The sequence below is a fragment of the Nonomuraea sp. NPDC049695 genome (genome assembly GCF_040674955.1).
GTDB lineage: Bacteria > Actinomycetota > Actinomycetes > Streptosporangiales > Streptosporangiaceae > Nonomuraea > Nonomuraea helvata.
The window spans coordinates 208,304-224,154 of sequence record NZ_JBFANV010000006.1 but is presented as its reverse complement, the minus strand read 5'-3'; the positions used below and the strand labels follow the sequence as shown (position 1 = coordinate 224,154).

Here is a 15,851-nt window from a genome sequence, read left to right as displayed (position 1 = left end):
GGGACTCCCGCCGTCCAAGTCAGTGATGTGGCAAACTCCCTTCGGACCAATGGGTCGGTTGGGGGTAGTTGTGAGCAAAATTGACGTCGCGCGGCTGAGAGATCCGGCCGCCTGGATCATGCTCGTCGCCGGGTTGCTGACCGTGCTGCTGACGATGGGCGACATCCTGGTGGGCTCGACCGGGTTCGGCCTGACCGTGCGCGCCGCCAGGAACGCCCTGGACCTCACGAACCCCGTCGTGACGGCCCTGCTGCTCGGCGCCGTGCTGCTGGTGACCAAGGTCGGCGAGCCGTCGCCCAAGGCCAAGCCGATCATGTACGGGTCGGCTGCCGGGCTGCTGCTGATCTCGGTGTTCGGCACGCTGTCGCTGCTGCTCGGCCTGTTCGCCGGGATCGGCGGCTGGGTGACGGTGCAGATGGTGCTCCTCGGTGTGCCCTACATCGCGCTGGCCGCCATCGCGCTCGTCTATCTCCTTCCGCAGGTCCTTCCCGAGCGGCCCGCGCAGGTCTACAACCAGCAGCAGTTCGGCCAGCAGGCTCCGTACTTCGGGCAGCCGCAGCAGCAGTTCGGCCAGCCCGAGCAGCCCCAGCCGGGCCCCGGCTACGGCCAGCCCCCTCATCCCCAGCAGCCCCCGTCGGGCCAGCAGCCGGGTTACGGTCAGCAGCCGCCCTCCGGCGGGTACGCCCAGCCCCAGCCGGGCTCGCAGCCCGGTTACGGCCAGCAGCCCGAGTCCGGCCAGTACGGCCCTCAGCCCGACTCCGGTCAGTACGGCCAGCAGCCTGAGTACGCTCAGCAGCCCCAGTCGGGCCAGTACGGCCAGCAACCCCCGTCGGGTCAGTACGGCGAGCAGCCCCCGTCCGGCCAGTACGGCCAGCAGCCCCCCAGCTTCGGCGGCCAGCCCGACCCCCAGGCGGCCCAGCCCCCGCACGCCGCCGCCGCGCAGCAGCCCCAGCCGTACCAGTCGCCGCAGATCAGGGGCGCCCTGCCCGCCGCCCCCTCGGACCAGGGCCAGCCCGACCAGTCCTACGCGCCGCAGGGCTTCGGACAGTCGCCCTACGCCCCCGCCGACACGGCTCCGTCGGTCCCGGAGTACAACACCCCGCCGGCCGCCGAGTACCAGCCCGCCCCGTACGTGCCCGCCGACAGCCAGCCGAACGTCTACGGCCAGCCGAGCCCCAACCCCTACGCGCCCGCGGCGGCCGACCACTCCAACCCCTATGCCCCGCCCGCGGATCAGCCCAACCCCTACGCCCCGCCCGCGGCCGATCAACCCAACCCGTACGCGCCACCCGCGGCCGACCCCTATGCCCCGCCCGCGGCCGAGCAGGCCAATCCGTACGCGCCACCTGCGGACCACCAGGCCAATCCGTACGCACCGCACGCGGACCACCAGGCCAACCCGTACGCGCCGCCGGAGCCCGCGCCCAACGCCTTCGCCGGCCAGGCGTTCCCGACGCCGGCGGCCGACACCGCTCCGAGCGTGCCGTACCCCCCGGCCCCCGAGCAGCAGTCGCACTTCGGCCAGAACGCCTTCGACTCGCAGGGCGGCCAGCCGTTCACCGGTTACTCCGGCCACGAGTACGCCGCGCCGTACCAGGAGCCCGACCCGCCCGTGGACCCGCGGTCCCAGCAGCTCATGGACGCCTACCAGCAGGCCGAGACGTACCAGCACTCCACGGTCGGCACCCAGCCCGAGCTGCACGTGCCCGACTACTCCAACCAGGCGCCCAGGTCGTACGACGACCCGTTCGGTCACCCGCAGCAGCCGGCGCACGGCGGCTATGAGCCCCAGCAGGGCCAGTACCAGCCCACCCACCAGGCCCAGCAGCAGCAGCCGGGCTGGCCCCAGGCGGAGGGCGGGGACGCGACGATGCGGCTCGACCCCTCGGCTTACGGCTCCCGCCCGGGGGACGACCCGATCGACCCAACAGCCATATACACGCCCAACGAGCCACGCAGGTAACGGACCGGCAATGAACGGTTAGAGAGAAGGTGGGCCACGGGCGGGTGTCTATCCCGCCCTGGTACGGTTCGGACCGCTGACACGTTGAAGGAGCCTTGCCGACCCTGAGAGCAAAGGGTGTCGGCGGGTGTGAACATCACATGCCAAGCACACCGGGGCGAGCTCTGGTCTTTCCCCGGATAGCTGCATGCCGCTTGACGTCGGCTACGGCACACGCGTGTAATTACAACCATGTTGTTACGCCTTCCAGTGGGTGGGTAATAAGGAAGGCGTCCATGGGGGGCTCCATTGCGGGCGGGCGGCAGGGAGGTGTGCAGTGACCGATCCGGTCATCGCACAGGAACAGCTTGACGCTGAAGAACTCGGCTGGCAGGAGCGCGCGTTGTGCGCGCAGACGGATCCGGAGGCGTTCTTCCCGGAGAAGGGCGGCTCCACCAGAGAGGCCAAGAAGGTCTGCCGATCATGCGAAGTACGTGCCGAGTGTCTGGAGTATGCACTCGAGCACGATGAGCGGTTCGGCATCTGGGGAGGGTTGTCCGAGCGAGAGCGCAGACGGATCAAGCGCCAGGCCGTTTAGGTATATGGGTACAGGGGTCACGCGGGCGACCGCGTGACCCCTTTCACATGTGCGTGAGGCCGACGAGCTTGGCCAGGAAACGATCGACCTGCTCCTCCAGGGGCGGCCACGGCAGGTCGGGCTGATTGACCCGCATCGACACGGCCCCGTGAACCGCCGCCCTCAGATCAAGTGACACCACTGCGGCGTCGTCGGCCGGGGCGAGCCCCGCGTCCATGCACCGCTGTACGGCAGCGGTGGTGCGCTCGGTCAATTCCTGCTTGAACGACATGGCCGCCCGCTGGTTCAGCGTGCTCTCGTGCAGCACCTTGTACAGGCCGGGATGCTGCTGGACCCACCTGCCCAGCAGCAGGACGCGAGCACGCAGCTTCCCCGCCGGATCGGCGGCACCGGTTTCGGCCTGATCGACGGCCTCCACAAGTTCGCGATGGAACCTCTCCAGGGCAGCCAGTACGAGCGCGTCCCGGTCGGCGAAGTGGATGTACACCGAGGTCGCCGCGACGCCGATCTCCCGAGCCACCGCTCGCATGGACAGGGCCTGGTCGTCGCCGAGTTCGTCCAGCAGTCGCAGGGCGGCGTCGACGATGTCCTCGCGCAGCCGCTCGCCCTGGCCACGCGGGTTGCGACCCCGCCTGCCACCGCGAGGGCCGGCCGGGGCGGAGGAGGTCTCATCCATAGCGGCCTATTGTAGGCGGACGCACGTTGCACTACAGTCATAGCGCTACAGTCGTTCACTTACGGAGGATTCCCATGGAGAACCAGGTGAAGGCGTTGGACTCGGTGTTCGCCGAGATGAGCGCCGCCACCGACCGCCTGCTCTGGGACGAGATCCCGGAGCTGACCGCGCGCGAGAAGGCCCTGCTGTGCCTCACCGCCGACGTCTGCCAGCAGACCCTCGGCCTGCCCTTCCAGCAGCACGTGACGATGGCGGCCGACTGCGGCCTGTCGGCCGACGACCTGCGCGAACTGCTCCGCTTCGTCGCCTACGACAGCGGCTACCCCGCCGCCCTGGCGGCGCTCGCCCGCCTGACCGACCTGGAACGGGAGCACGCCCTGCCCTCCCCGACCGGCCAGGGCCACGAGGTGAACGCCAACGGCACGGGCAGCCCGCTCCCCGAGTCGATGCGGCAGGCCGTGGCCGCACTCGACGCACCGTTCGGCGGCTACATGGACCTGCAGTCGAGGATGCGCGCCGGCATGCGGCTGCTGTCGGTCCGTGAGCGCGCGTTCATCACGATGACCGTCGACGTGCTCTTCCAGACCTTGGAGGAGAGCTTCCGCGCCCACCTGACGCGCGCCCTGGGCGCCGGCGCCACACCGGAGGAGGCTCGTGCCGTCGTACGGTTCTCCGCACAGTTCGGCATGACGAAGGCATGGCGCGCCATGCACGTGCTCGACGCCCTGCTCACCGAACTCGGCGGCGCCCGGGTCTGACACGGGGCGCTGGATCCGCGATGAGTTTCGGCCGGTTCGCGAGTCCAACCAGGTGAACCGGACGACAGGAGGCCCGAAGTGGGCGAGCAAGTGAGCACCGCGATCACCGGCGTCAGGACCATCGGGGTCCCGGTCACCGACCAGGATCGGGCGGTCGAGTTCTACGTGGGCACGCTGGGGCTGGAGAAGCGGCTGGATGCGCCGGTCGAGCAACTGGGCGGGCGGTGGATCGAGGTCGCGCCGCCGGGAGCGGTGACCGCGATCGCGCTCGTCCCGGCAGGTCCAGGGAAGGCGGCCGGTGTCGAGACCGGTGTCCGGCTGACCACGGCGGACGCGGCCTCGCTGCACAAGGAGCTGGTGGCGCGCGGGGTGGACGTGGGCGAGCTGCTGCTGTGGGAGGGCATCCCGCCGATGTTCGCCCTCCGCGACCCGGACGGCAACGGCCTCGAGATCGTCGAGGAGCGGATCAACTAGTCCGCTGTGGTCACGTGGCGGTGAGCTTCGCGATGTCGGGGGCGTAGACGGTCATCCAGTGCGGGTGGAGCCGGTAGAAGACCACCTCGTTGTCCCAGTCGAAGGCGTCGTCGCCGTAGAAGTCCTTGAAGTACGCGAGCAGGTCCGGCCAGTCCGCGGCCGGCCCGCCGTCCTCCGGGTTGAGGATCTCCACTGTGCCGTGCGTGAACACCCCCAAGTCCTCGCCGCGCATGTGCGCGGCGCTGGCGGCGGGACGGGCGGCGAGGTGGCGGGCCTTGGCGGCGTTCCGCGCCGTGCCGAAGTACCACTTGCCGTGCAGGAAATGCCCGTCCGCGCCACTGATCCGCGGTTCGCCCTTCGCCGTCACGGTGGACAGGGCGAGCGTGCACATGCCGGTCAGGACCTGGGTGAGCTGCTCCGCGCTCAGGGTGCGCTCGGTGACGATCGAACGGAGGTGGGTGGTGGAGCGTCGGTGGGTCCGACGGCGCGTATCGCGATGTAGGACGTGCGCGGCCCGCCGGGCTCTTCGTAGCTCTCTCCAGCCAGCGGCCGGCCAGATAGCGGTAGAGATCCCTGAAGTAGCGGTCGTAGAGGAGCGCGAAAAGGTCGGGGTCACGCTCACGTCAGCCGCGTACGTTCATAGGCCCGACCTGGGGGAACCACAAGCCGCATGTTCGAAGGCTTCGTGACAGAAAACATCGATGTGGGCGACGCGTCGCTGCACGTCCGCCACGGCGGGGAGGGCTTTCCCGTGCTGTTGTTACACGGGCACCCGCGCACGGCCGCCACGTGGCATGAGGTGGCCCCCCGCCTGGTGCGGCAGGGCTTCAGGGTGGTGTGCCCGGATCTGCGCGGTTACGGCAGATCCCGAGGCCCGGCGCCGAGCCCGGATCACTCGGCCCACTCGAAACGCGCCATGGCGGGGGACATGGTGCGTCTCATGCGGGCGCTGGGCCACGAGCGATTCGCCGCGGCGGGTCACGACCGCGGAAGTTACGTGGCCTTGCGGCTCGCGCTCGATCACCCGGCGGCGGTCGTACGCCTGGCCCTGCTCGACTGCGTCCCGATCAGCGAGCACCTCAGGCGGGCGAACGCCAAGTTCGCGAGCAGTTGGTGGCACTGGTTCTTCTTCGCCCAGCCGGAGATCCCGGAGCGCGTCATCAACGCCGATCCGGACGGCTGGTACCACGGCGATCCGGCGAGGATGGGGCAGGAGAACTATGACGAGTGGCGCGAGGCCACGCGCCGCCCCGAGGTGGTGCGGGCCATGCTCGAGGACTATCGGGCCGGCCTCGCCGTGGACTGGCGCGACGAGGAGACCGATCACGCTGCAGGAAGGCGGGTGACGTGTCCCCTGCTGGTCCTGTGGTCGCTCCGGGACGACCTTGAGGAACTGTACGGGGATCCCCTGGCGATCTGGCAGGAATGGGCGACGGATGCGCGGGGACACGGCATCGACTCGGGGCACCACATGGCGGAGGAGGCTCCAGAGGCACTGGCTACGGCGCTCTCGGACTTCTTCTCGCCGGAGAAGGCCCCGGCACCCCGGCCTGTCCTGAAGGAGTGAGATTCTGACCGGCTGGGCTCCCGCGCGGGGGCTCAGCGGCGGTCGTCGTAGCCCGGATCGACGGTTTCGGGGGAGAGGCCCAGGAGGGTGGCCACCTGTTCCACCACCGTGTCGTGGACCATGGCGCCCAGGGTGTCCCGGTCTCTCGCCCGCGCCTCCAGCGGCCGCCGGTAGACCACGATCGACGCCGGGTTCTGGCCGCTCGCCGCGTCCGCGCGGCCGAACGGGATCGGGTCCGCGCTCAGACTGGGCCCGTCGCCCAGCTCGCTCAGCGGCGGGACCTCCTCCACCGCGAACTCCACCGCCGAAAGCTGGCGCTCCCAGCGGGGGCGGAGCCGGTCCACCGCGTCCAGCACGAGGTCGTCGAAGCGCTCGCTGCGGGACTTGGACATGGGCACGTGGGAGGGCGCGAGCGGGCCGCGGAGGCCGCGACCGTGGCGATCGCGCCGTCTGGGGCCGCGCTGCTGAGTCACGGAAGCCAGTTTAGGGTCTGGTCCAGTCGCTCCGGGGAGTGGTGTGACCCCGAAAACCTGACGGCCCCGCCTTGGGCGGCGGTCGTCTGGAGACGGGGTCTGCGGGGCGCTGAGGAAGGGCACGGGTTGCGGGCAGCGGACAGAGGGCGGAACGCAGGCCCGGAATACGGCTCCCGGGCAGTGCCGAGGAAGGGCGATCGCCCGTTGATTTCGGGGTTTCCGGTCCCGGGGTCTTCGGGGCATGTAGGTGGAAAGGCTGCGACAGGTGTCCGAATTGTGGCGACACGCTCGTTAAGAGCGCTCAGATAGTGGCGCCTCGCACTCTTACCAGATACGGTCCCTCCGTGAGCCCCGTCCGCCGCTGTTCCCGCACCGCCTGCAGTCAGCCTGCCGTCTTCACGCTCACGTACGTATACGCCGACTCGACCGCTGTTCTCGGCCCCCTGGCGACGTACGCGGAGCCACACTGTTACGACCTGTGCGCCGAACACGCCGAGCGACTGACCGCCCCCCGCGGCTGGGAGGTGGTACGGCTGCCGACGGACGGCGCGTCCCCGAGTTCCGACGACCTCGAGGCGCTGGCGAACGCGGTCAGGGAGGCCGCGCGGCCCACGCCGTCCGGTGGTGGCGAGCCGGTCGGTCAGGGCGTCGAGGTCGGACGCAGGGGGCATCTGCGCGTGCTGCGCTCGGCCCAGCAGCACCGCGACAGGTAGGCCGCCTGACCCGCGCCGGCGCAAGCCGCCTGACCCCCGCCGGCTGACCCCCGCCGGCTGACCCCGCCGACTGACTGGGCCATCGGCGGAAATCCGCCTGCACATCAGCGCGTACGTCTCCCGGCCACGATGGGAAACGTTCCCGGACCCTATGTCACGCCCAGGATCGCTAAGCTGACGAAAGATGCTCGATAGACACGGAGAAACGACCTAGGGGCGGAGCTGGAGAGTGGGCGACCTCGCCAAGATCTTCAAAGCGTACGACGTTCGCGGCGTGGTGCCCGACGAGCTCGACGAGCCGACCGCCGAGGCCGTGGGAGCGGCCTTCGTCGAGGTCACGGGGGCCGAGTCGGTTGTCGTCGCGCACGACATGCGTGAATCCTCCAGGCCGCTGGCCGACGCGTTCATCAGGGGCGCGCGTTCGCGCCGCGCCGATGTCGTGCACGCGGGACTCGGCTCCACCGACCTGCTCTACTACGCCAGCGGGAGCCTCGGGCTACCCGGCGTGATGTTCACCGCCAGCCACAACCCCGCCCGCTACAACGGCATGAAGATGTGCCGGTCGGGCGCGGTGCCGATCGGCGGCGACACGGGGTTGCGCGAGATCCGCGACAGGGCCGCCGAGCTGGTGGGCATCACCGCCACGCCCAGCGGGTCGCTGATCGAGAAGGACCTGCTGCAGGGCTACGCCCACCATCTGCGCACGCTCGTCGACCTCACCGGCATCCGGCCGCTCAAGGTCGTCGTGGACGCGGGCAACGGCATGGGCGGCCACACCGTGCCCGCCGTGTTCGAGGGGCTGCCGATCGAGCTGACCCCGCTCTACTTCGAGCTGGACGGCAACTTCCCCAACCACGAGGCCAACCCCATCGAGCCGCAGAACCTCGTCGACCTCCAGCGGGCCGTGGTCGAAGGCGGCGCCGACATCGGGCTGGCGTTCGACGGCGACGCCGACCGCTGCTGGGTGATCGACGAGCGTGGGGAGTCGGTTTCGCCGTCGGCGGTCACGGCGCTGGTCGCCGCGCGCGAGCTGGCCAAATATCCGGGGTCGACGATCATCCACAACCTGATCACGTCGCTCGCGGTCCCGGAGATCGTGCGCGAGCACGGCGGCGTGCCCGTGCGCACGCGGGTCGGGCACTCGTTCATCAAGGCCGAGATGGCCCGCACGGGAGCCGTCTTCGGCGGCGAGCACTCGGCCCACTACTACTTCCGCGACTTCTGGTTCGCGGACTCCGGGATGCTGGCGGCGCTGCACGTGCTGGCCGCGCTCGGCGAGCAGGATCGACCGCTGTCGGAGCTGGTGGAGGCCTACTCCCGCTACCACGCCTCGGGCGAGCTCAACAGCGCCGTGGCGGACCAGGGCGACGCGTTGCGGCGAGTGCGGGAGGCGTTCGCGGGGCGAGGGGAGTTCGACGAGCTCGACGGGCTGACCGTGACCGGGCCCGGCTGGTGGTTCAACCTGCGGGCGTCCAACACCGAGCCGCTGCTCAGGCTGAACGCCGAGGCGGCCGACGAGACCGAGATGAAGGCGATCAGGGACGAGGTCCTCGCCATCGTGGGAAAGGTGTCAGAGTGAAGATCGACGACTGGCTGCTGGAGATCCTGGCCTGCCCGGCGTGCAAGGCTCCGCTGCGTGCCGAGACCGAGGCCGAGGAGCTGGCGTGTACGGGCTGCGGCCTGATCTATCCGGTACGGGATGACATTCCCGTCCTGCTCGTCGACGAGGCCAGGAAGCCGTGACCTGGGAGCCGGAGCGGCTCGACGACCAGCGTCACCTCAGTGAGGCCGACCCCGCCGGGATGCTGCCGGCGGTCGCGGCCTCCGCGGCCCACGTACGCACCGGCTACCGCACGGCCGTCGAGGCCGAGGTGGTCGGCCGCCTGGCCGGCCACGGGCGCCCGCGTGCCATCGTGGTCGCGGGCGTGGGCGGCTCGGCCATCGCCGGCGACATCCTGGCGGCGGTCGTCGGCAACGGCGCGCCGCTGCCGATCCTGCCCCTGCGCTCCTACCAGCTCCCCGGCTGGGTGGGGGCCGCCGACCTGGTCGTCGCCGTCTCCGGCTCCGGCGCGGCCGAGGAGACGATCTCCGTCGCCACGCAGGCCGTGCGGCGCGGCTGCAGGCTGCTCGGCGTGGGCGCTCCCGGCTCCCCGCTGGAGGCCATCGCCACCCAGGCGTCGGCGACGTACGTGCCGGTGCCCGTCACCGGCCAGTCCAGGGCGAATCTCTGGCTGCTGGCCACCCCCCTCATCGTGGCCGCGGCCGGGCTGCGGCTCGTCCAGGCCGACGCAGAGCTGTTCGAACGGGTGGCCAAGGCGCTGGAGGACATGGCGCATCGGTGCAGACCGTCCAGCGAGTCGTTCATCAATCCGGGCAAGTCCCTGGCCATGGACCTGGCCGAGAGCGTGCCGATGATCTGGGGGTCGTCGCCCCTGGCGTCGGTGGCGGCGTACCGGCTGGCCTGTCAGCTCAACACGAACGCGAAATATCCCGCCGTCCACGGCGAACTGCCCGAGGTCGATCACAATCAGATCGGTGCCTTCGACGGGCCGCTGGCCGAACGCGACATCTTCGCCGAGACGGCGGGGCGCACGCTGAGGCTCGTCGTGCTGCGCGACGTCGAGGAGCATCCGCGGGTGACGAAGCGGCGCGAGGCGTCCGTACGGCTCGCGACCGATCGCGACGTGCCGGTGACGGAGCTGACGGCCGAGGGCGTGCACCCGCTGGAACGGATGGCCACACTGATCGCGCTCGGCGACTACGCGAGCACGTATCTGGCCCTGGGATACGCCCTCGATCCCACCCCCGTGTCAGCGATCACTGAGCTGAAGGCCAGAATTTCGCAATAGGATCCCTTTTCAGGCCTTTGTACGTGATCTTTACGGTTGGAGAAGATCGGTGAGCGCGAGCGGCGGAACGAAAGCGATCATTGCGGCGTTGTCCGCGAACCTGGCAATCGCCGTGTCGAAATTCGTGGCCGCGTTCTTCACGGGGTCTTCCTCGATGCTGGCGGAGGGCATCCACTCTGTGGCCGACTCGGGCAACCAGGTGCTGCTGCTGATCGGCGGCAAGCGGGCGGCCAAGGCCAGCACCAAGGAGCACCCCTTCGGCTACGGCCGCGAACGTTACTTCTACGCCTTCGTGGTGGCCGTGGTGCTGTTCACGATCGGCGCGGCGTTCTCGATCTACGAGGGTGTCCACAAGATCTCCGACCCGCAGGAGGTGGAGGCGCCGATCTGGGCGTTCGCGGTGCTGATCTTCGCGATCATCGCCGAGGGATTCTCGTTCCGTACGGCGATCAAGGAGTCGAACGGGATCCGCGGCAAGATGTCGTGGGTCACCTTCGTCCGCCGCTCCAAGTCGCCCGAGCTGCCGGTCATCCTGCTGGAGGACCTGGGTGCGCTGCTCGGTCTGATCTTCGCGCTGTTCGGTGTGACCATGGCGGTGATCACCGGCAACGGCATCTGGGACGGCGTCGGCACCTTGATGATCGGCGTGCTGCTGGCCGTGATCGCGGTCGTGCTGGCCGTGGAGACCAAGTCGCTGCTGGTCGGTGAGGGTGCCACGCCGGAGATGGAGGCGCAGATCCGTACCGCGCTGGAGAGCACGCCCGAGGTGGCCAGGATCATCCACATGCGCACGCTGCACCTGGGGCCGGAGGAGCTGCTGGTGGCGGCGAAGATCGCGGTGGCGCGCGACGACTCGGCGGCCGAGGTCGCCCATGGCATCGACGAGGCCGAACGCCGCATCCGCGAGGCCGTGCCGATCGCCCGCGTCATCTACCTGGAGCCCGACCTGGACCGCCTTCGCGCCAACCCCTCGAGCTCGCACTCGGAGGCCACCTCAAGCTGAAGGAGCTGAAGGGGCCTCCTACGAGGCGAGCCGGGCCGGCCGCAGCCAGGGAAGACGCAGGCGGCGCCAGGGGGAGCGGCCCAGGGTGAAGAACGCCTCCGCCTGCAGCGCCGAGACCCCGATCCGCGGCAGGTCGCGGGCGTTGGGATAGACCACGAAACGGGGCTCCCAGATCGGCCGGAACTTGGCGTTGAACCGATACAGCGACTCGATCTGGAACCAGTGCGACAGGAAGATCAGCAGCGCCCGCCACGCACGCAGCACCGGACCGGCCCCGAGTCGCTCCCCACGGGCCAGGACCGCGCGGAACATGGCGAAGTTCAGTGAGACCTGCGCGATGTTCAGGGCGGGCGCGGCCTGGAGGGTCTTGGCGATCAGCAGTTCGTTGAGCCCCGGCTCGGCGTCGCGGTCGCGCCGCATGAGGTCGAGCGAGATGCCGCGCGGTCCCCACGGCACGAAGTGCAGCACGGCCCTGAGCTCGCCGTCCTTGTGAGCGGTGGCCACCAGGCAGTCGGCGTCCGCCGGGTCGCCGAAGCGGCCGAGCGCCATGGAGTAGCCGCGTTCGGTCTGGGTGCCGCGCCAGGAGTCGGCGGCCTGCCGGATGTGCTCCCGTTCCGGTTCGGTCAGGTCGGCGGTGCGGAGCACGCGGCAGATGTAGCCGGCCCGCTCGGTCCTGTTGACCATCTGCCGGACATTACGCATCGCGCGGCCCTCCAGCGTGAAGTCGGCGACGTCGATGACGGCCTCGTCGCCGATCTCGAGCGCGGACATCCGCGCCTCGCGGGTCCACACCTCGCCGCCGGTCTCGCCGCAGCCGATGACAGCGGGCACCCAGGCGTGCCGCCTGGCCTCGTGCATGAACGTCCTGATCGCCGCGGGCCAGGCCTCGCGGTCGCCGATCGGGTCGCCGCTGGCCAGCATGACCCCCGACACCACGCGGTAGGCGATGGCCGCCTTCCCCGAGGGGGAGAACAGCACGCTCTTGTCCCGCCGCAGCGCGAAGTAGCCGAGCGAGTCGCGTTCGCCGTGCTGGGCGAGCAGGGCGCGCAGGCGCCGCTCGTCGTCCTCGGTGAGCTCCGCGATCGGGCGTTCGGGGCGCAGCGCCAGGTAGAGCGTGGTGACGGCGGTGAGTGTGCCGAGCGCGAGCAGGGAGAAGTAGACCAGGTCGGAGACCCGCTCGACGGTGAACGTGACCGGTCCCTCGATGCCCGCCAGGCCGAGGAGGACGTGTTCGAGGCGGTCGAGCACGCTCGGATCGCCTACGAGCATCCGGGGCCGGGCACTGATGATCGCATAGCCCAGGCCCAGGTCGAGGGCGCCGAGCACGAGCAGGTTCCCCAGGGCCCGCCAGCGCGAGCGCGGATCCGGGAGCGCGGAGAACTCGCCCCTGCCCAGCACCAGCACGGCCAGCAGGGCGAGGCTGATCACGGCCGAGGCGGGGCGCAGATGGGTGAAGCTCACGACGGCGTTCGTCGGCAGCAGCACCACGACGGCACGCCAGGCCCGCACCTTCCCCCGGCGCAGCGCGTGCGCGATCATCACCAGCATGATGCCGACGACCAGGGAGGACGCCCTGGCGACGGTGGAGACGATGCCCGGCAGGAAGTCGGACCACTCGCCCATCCGGGTGTGCTGGAAATGGGGGAACACGGCCTTGCCGATGTCCAGAAGGCCGATCGCCAACGACGCGTAACCGGCGACGGCTGGGATCCAGGAACGCTTCACAGCCCACATTGAAGACCTGGCTCGATAATGCGCATGTTAACTCTCCGCTTACGCTCCGCCAGGTATCTCATACCCATGGGACTCACCTCGATCGGGTTGCTGGTCACGACAGCGGTTCTCGCGGTGGCGGCGTTGGTGGCGACAATGTGGCTGTGGCCGCGCCTGAGCGCGAGCAACCTCCAGGCCGTGCTGGGCCGGGTCGGCGTGCTGGCCGTCTGCCAGGTGCTCACGCTGGCCGCCCTGGGGCTGGCGCTGAACTCGTACTTCGCCTTCTACAGCTCCTGGGGCGACCTGCTGGGCACCGACACGGCGACGGCACCGATCACGGTCGCCGCCACGGGGCTGCAGGTGCTCGGCAGCCGCGCGGTGCCGGGCGGGCGGGTCGAACAGGTGATCATGCCGGGGCCGTCCACGAGGCTGAGCTCGGAGGCGTACGTGTTCCTGCCGTCGGCGTACCTGAAGCACAAGACGGAGCGCTTTCCTGCGATCATCGCCCTCACCGGCTACCCGGGTGATCCGCGCAACCTCATGACCCGGATGGACCTGCCGGGGCGGATGGCGAAGGCGATCGCCGAGGGCCAGGTCAAGCCCACGATCCTGGTCATGATGCGGCCCAGCGTGGTGCTGCCGCGCGACACCGAGTGCGTGGACGTGCCGCGAGGGCCGCAGGTGCTGGCGTACTTTGCGAACGACGTCAAACAGGACATGATCGCTCACTACCGGGTGGCCCCGGATCGGGACTCGTGGGGCATCCTGGGCGGCTCGACCGGCGGTTACTGCGCGCTGAAGATCGTCATGAGCCATCCCGAGCAGTTCTCCGCGGCCGTCTCGCTGTCGGGCTACTTCAAGACGATCATCGACCGCACCACCGGCGATCTGTTCCATGGGGACAAGTCGCTCGAGCAGCGCAACGACCTCATGTGGCGGCTGGCGAACCTGCCGGCGCCTCCGGTGAAGGTGCTCGTCACCAGCAGCAAGAAGGGTGAGAGCGACTATCCCGCGACCGTGCGCTTCCTGGGGGCGGTGCGGCCGCCCATGCAGGGGTCGTCGCTCTTCCTGCCCAGCGGCGGCCACAACTTCAACACCTGGAACCGGGAGCTCCCGCAGGTCCTGCCCTGGCTCGCCCAGCAACTCGTCAGCCCCTCCGTGTGAGTGGCTTCCTCTGAGGAGTGGGGATCAGCGGCCTGACGGGCGGAGCAGGCGGAGTGCCTTCTCCTTCTCGAAGTCGAGGGCCCGGCGAGGCACCTGGATACGTCCGATCCGAACCCCGAGGTCACGTACGGCCGACGCCACCGCAGGCTCGGTCAGCACCCGCAGCGCGAACGCCAGCTCGGCCGGCGAGACGTCGAACCTCTTCTCCAGCTCCACCCCTTGTGCCACCGCGGCCAGCTCCTCCGGACCGAACCGCCGGTGCGCCCCCTGCTCGCGTACCGGCGGCAACAGGCCGAGTGCCTCCCGGTATCGGAGCATTCGCGGGGACATGCCGAGCCGCTTGGCGGCCTCAGTGATGCGCATCCTTACATTCTTACGTCAGCTTTGCGCGCCTGAAGATGCGACCCCGCCGACAGGCCGCCTAAACTCTGTGGCGACACCCATCCGCGACGCGAGGGAACACCGATGGACTTCAAGGTCGCAGACCTTTCACTGGCCGACTTCGGCCGCAAGGAGATCCGGCTCGCCGAGCACGAGATGCCCGGCCTCATGGCGGTCCGAAAGGAGTACGCGGCCTCCCAGCCCCTTCGCGGCGCGAAGATCATGGGCTCCCTGCACATGACGATCCAGACTGCCGTCCTCATCGAGACGCTGGTCGCCCTCGGCGCCGAGGTCCGCTGGGTCAGCTGCAACATCTTCTCCACGCAGGACCACGCCGCCGCCGCGGTGGTCGTCGGCCCCAACGGCACCGTTGACGACCCGCAGGGCGTGCCGGTGTTCGCGTGGAAGGGCGAGACGCTGGAGGAGTACTGGTGGTGCACCGAGCAGGCCCTCACGTGGCCTGACGGCGACGCCCCCAACATGATCCTCGACGACGGCGGCGACGCCACGCTGCTGGTCCACAAGGGCGCCGAGTACGAGAAGGCCGGCGCCGTGCCGCCCGCCACCGCGGAGGACCCCGAGGAGTGGCACGTCATCATCGACCTGCTCACCCGCACGGTCGGTGCCGACAAGAGGTGGACGCGGATCGCCGAGAGCATCAAGGGCGTCACCGAGGAGACCACCACCGGCGTGCACCGCCTCTACGAGATGCACAAGAACGGCCAGCTCCTCTTCCCGGCCATCAACGTCAACGACTCGGTCACCAAGTCGAAGTTCGACAACAAGTACGGCTGCCGCCACTCCGTCATCGACGGCCTCAACCGCGCCACCGACGTGCTGATCGGCGGCAAGGTGGCCGTGGTCTGCGGCTACGGCGACGTCGGCAAGGGCTGCGCCGACGCCCTTCGCGGCCAGGGCGCCCGGGTCATCGTGACCGAGATCGACCCGATCTGCGCGCTCCAGGCGGCCATGGACGGCTTCCAGGTGACCACGCTGGACGAGGTCGTCGGCATCGCCGACATCTTCGTGACGGCCACCGGCAACTTCAACATCATCACCGCCGCCCACATGGCGAAGATGAAGCACCAGGCGATCGTCTCCAACATCGGCCACTTCGACAACGAGATCGACATGGCCGGCCTCGCCAAGCTGCCCGGCATCGTCAAGAACAACATCAAGCCGCAGGTCGACGAGTGGGTCTTCGAGGACGGCCACTCGATCATCGTCCTCGCCGAGGGCCGCCTGATGAACCTCGGCTGCGCGACCGGCCACCCGAGCTTCGTCATGTCCAACTCGTTCACCAACCAGGTGATCGCGCAGATCGAGCTGTTCGCGAAGACGTCCGAATACCCGATCGGCGTCTACACCCTGCCCAAGCACCTGGACGAGAAGGTCGCCCGCCTGCACCTCGACGCCCTGGGCGTCAAGCTGACCGAGCTGACCAAGGAACAGGCCTCCTACATCGGCGTCCACGTCGAGGGCCCCTACAAGCCCGACCACTACCGGTACTAAATTTTCATGAGCTCCGGGGGGCTTCTCG

17 protein-coding genes are annotated in these 15,851 nt (G+C 69.6%); 12 read left to right on the top strand and 5 right to left on the bottom strand.

Features of this window, described 5'->3' with window-relative positions:
- Positions 1 to 70: 70 nt before the first annotated feature.
- Together AB0J64_RS08470 and AB0J64_RS08465 are read left to right on the top strand one after the other, a co-directional pair.
- Positions 71 to 1,963, top strand: a complete 1,893-nt coding sequence (locus AB0J64_RS08470; protein ID WP_364022669.1) for a hypothetical protein — start codon at positions 71 to 73, stop codon at positions 1,961 to 1,963.
- Between the two features lie 316 nt (positions 1,964 to 2,279).
- The gene (locus AB0J64_RS08465; RefSeq protein ID WP_176903063.1) at positions 2,280 to 2,540 is read left to right on the top strand and encodes a WhiB family transcriptional regulator; all 261 of its coding nucleotides are present in this window, start codon (positions 2,280 to 2,282) and stop codon (positions 2,538 to 2,540) included.
- Between the two features lie 43 nt (positions 2,541 to 2,583).
- On the opposite strand, the gene AB0J64_RS08460 is transcribed toward AB0J64_RS08465, so the two are convergent.
- Positions 2,584 to 3,216 (bottom strand): TetR/AcrR family transcriptional regulator, encoded by a 633-nt coding sequence (locus tag AB0J64_RS08460; protein ID WP_364022665.1) that lies wholly within the window; start codon positions 3,214 to 3,216, stop codon positions 2,584 to 2,586.
- 74 nt (positions 3,217 to 3,290) lie between these two features.
- Here AB0J64_RS08460 and AB0J64_RS08455 point away from each other — a divergent pair, with 74 nt between their 5' ends.
- Both AB0J64_RS08455 and AB0J64_RS08450 read left to right on the top strand, forming a co-directional pair.
- The gene (locus AB0J64_RS08455; RefSeq protein WP_364022662.1) at positions 3,291 to 3,974 is read left to right on the top strand and encodes a carboxymuconolactone decarboxylase family protein; all 684 of its coding nucleotides are present in this window, start codon (positions 3,291 to 3,293) and stop codon (positions 3,972 to 3,974) included.
- A gap of 78 nt (positions 3,975 to 4,052) precedes the next feature.
- Positions 4,053 to 4,448, top strand: a complete 396-nt coding sequence (locus AB0J64_RS08450; RefSeq protein ID WP_364022660.1) for a VOC family protein — start codon at positions 4,053 to 4,055, stop codon at positions 4,446 to 4,448.
- 10 nt (positions 4,449 to 4,458) lie between these two features.
- Here AB0J64_RS08450 and AB0J64_RS08445 read toward each other — a convergent pair whose 3' ends face one another.
- A complete protein-coding gene (locus AB0J64_RS08445; RefSeq protein ID WP_364022722.1) occupies positions 4,459 to 5,064 on the bottom strand; it encodes a pyridoxamine 5'-phosphate oxidase family protein in 606 nt (201 codons plus the stop codon).
- Positions 5,065 to 5,118: 54 nt separating this feature from the next.
- On the opposite strand from AB0J64_RS08445, the gene AB0J64_RS08440 reads away from it, so the two are divergent.
- Complete coding sequence (locus AB0J64_RS08440; RefSeq protein WP_364022657.1) at positions 5,119 to 6,015, top strand: alpha/beta hydrolase; 897 nt, start codon at positions 5,119 to 5,121, stop codon at positions 6,013 to 6,015.
- Between the two features lie 32 nt (positions 6,016 to 6,047).
- Here AB0J64_RS08440 and AB0J64_RS08435 read toward each other — a convergent pair whose 3' ends face one another.
- Positions 6,048 to 6,488: a metallopeptidase family protein gene (locus tag AB0J64_RS08435; protein ID WP_344996675.1), complete on the bottom strand. Its 441-nt coding sequence runs from the start codon at positions 6,486 to 6,488 to the stop codon at positions 6,048 to 6,050.
- A gap of 344 nt (positions 6,489 to 6,832) precedes the next feature.
- Here AB0J64_RS08435 and AB0J64_RS08430 point away from each other — a divergent pair, with 344 nt between their 5' ends.
- The 5 genes from AB0J64_RS08430 to AB0J64_RS08410 all read left to right on the top strand — a co-directional run bounded on the left by AB0J64_RS08430 (position 6,833) and on the right by AB0J64_RS08410 (position 11,053).
- Positions 6,833 to 7,201, top strand: a complete 369-nt coding sequence (locus AB0J64_RS08430; protein WP_106236645.1) for a DUF3499 domain-containing protein — start codon at positions 6,833 to 6,835, stop codon at positions 7,199 to 7,201.
- A 229-nt stretch (positions 7,202 to 7,430) separates the two neighbouring features.
- Positions 7,431 to 8,780 carry a phosphomannomutase/phosphoglucomutase gene (locus AB0J64_RS08425; protein ID WP_364022653.1) on the top strand — a complete coding sequence of 450 codons (1,350 nt, stop codon included), beginning with the start codon at positions 7,431 to 7,433 and terminating at the stop codon, positions 8,778 to 8,780.
- Complete coding sequence (locus tag AB0J64_RS08420) at positions 8,777 to 8,944, top strand: Trm112 family protein (RefSeq protein WP_106236648.1); 168 nt, start codon at positions 8,777 to 8,779, stop codon at positions 8,942 to 8,944. The genes AB0J64_RS08425 and AB0J64_RS08420 overlap by 4 nt, the downstream gene beginning before the upstream one ends.
- Positions 8,941 to 10,050, top strand: a complete 1,110-nt coding sequence (locus tag AB0J64_RS08415; protein ID WP_364022649.1) for an SIS domain-containing protein — start codon at positions 8,941 to 8,943, stop codon at positions 10,048 to 10,050. The genes AB0J64_RS08420 and AB0J64_RS08415 overlap by 4 nt, the downstream gene beginning before the upstream one ends.
- A gap of 49 nt (positions 10,051 to 10,099) precedes the next feature.
- Positions 10,100 to 11,053, top strand: a complete 954-nt coding sequence (locus AB0J64_RS08410) for a cation diffusion facilitator family transporter (protein WP_364022647.1) — start codon at positions 10,100 to 10,102, stop codon at positions 11,051 to 11,053.
- An 18-nt stretch (positions 11,054 to 11,071) separates the two neighbouring features.
- Here AB0J64_RS08410 and AB0J64_RS08405 read toward each other — a convergent pair whose 3' ends face one another.
- Positions 11,072 to 12,778, bottom strand: coding sequence for a phosphatidylglycerol lysyltransferase domain-containing protein (locus AB0J64_RS08405; protein ID WP_364022644.1), 1,707 nt, complete (start codon positions 12,776 to 12,778; stop codon positions 11,072 to 11,074).
- A gap of 75 nt (positions 12,779 to 12,853) precedes the next feature.
- On the opposite strand from AB0J64_RS08405, the gene AB0J64_RS08400 reads away from it, so the two are divergent.
- Positions 12,854 to 13,930: an alpha/beta hydrolase-fold protein gene (locus tag AB0J64_RS08400; protein WP_364022641.1), complete on the top strand. Its 1,077-nt coding sequence runs from the start codon at positions 12,854 to 12,856 to the stop codon at positions 13,928 to 13,930.
- Positions 13,931 to 13,954: 24 nt separating this feature from the next.
- Here AB0J64_RS08400 and AB0J64_RS08395 read toward each other — a convergent pair whose 3' ends face one another.
- Positions 13,955 to 14,293: a MerR family DNA-binding transcriptional regulator gene (locus tag AB0J64_RS08395; protein ID WP_344996653.1), complete on the bottom strand. Its 339-nt coding sequence runs from the start codon at positions 14,291 to 14,293 to the stop codon at positions 13,955 to 13,957.
- Between the two features lie 102 nt (positions 14,294 to 14,395).
- Here AB0J64_RS08395 and ahcY point away from each other — a divergent pair, with 102 nt between their 5' ends.
- Positions 14,396 to 15,823: an adenosylhomocysteinase gene (gene ahcY, locus AB0J64_RS08390; RefSeq protein WP_364022638.1), complete on the top strand. Its 1,428-nt coding sequence runs from the start codon at positions 14,396 to 14,398 to the stop codon at positions 15,821 to 15,823.
- Positions 15,824 to 15,851: the final 28 nt, after the last annotated feature.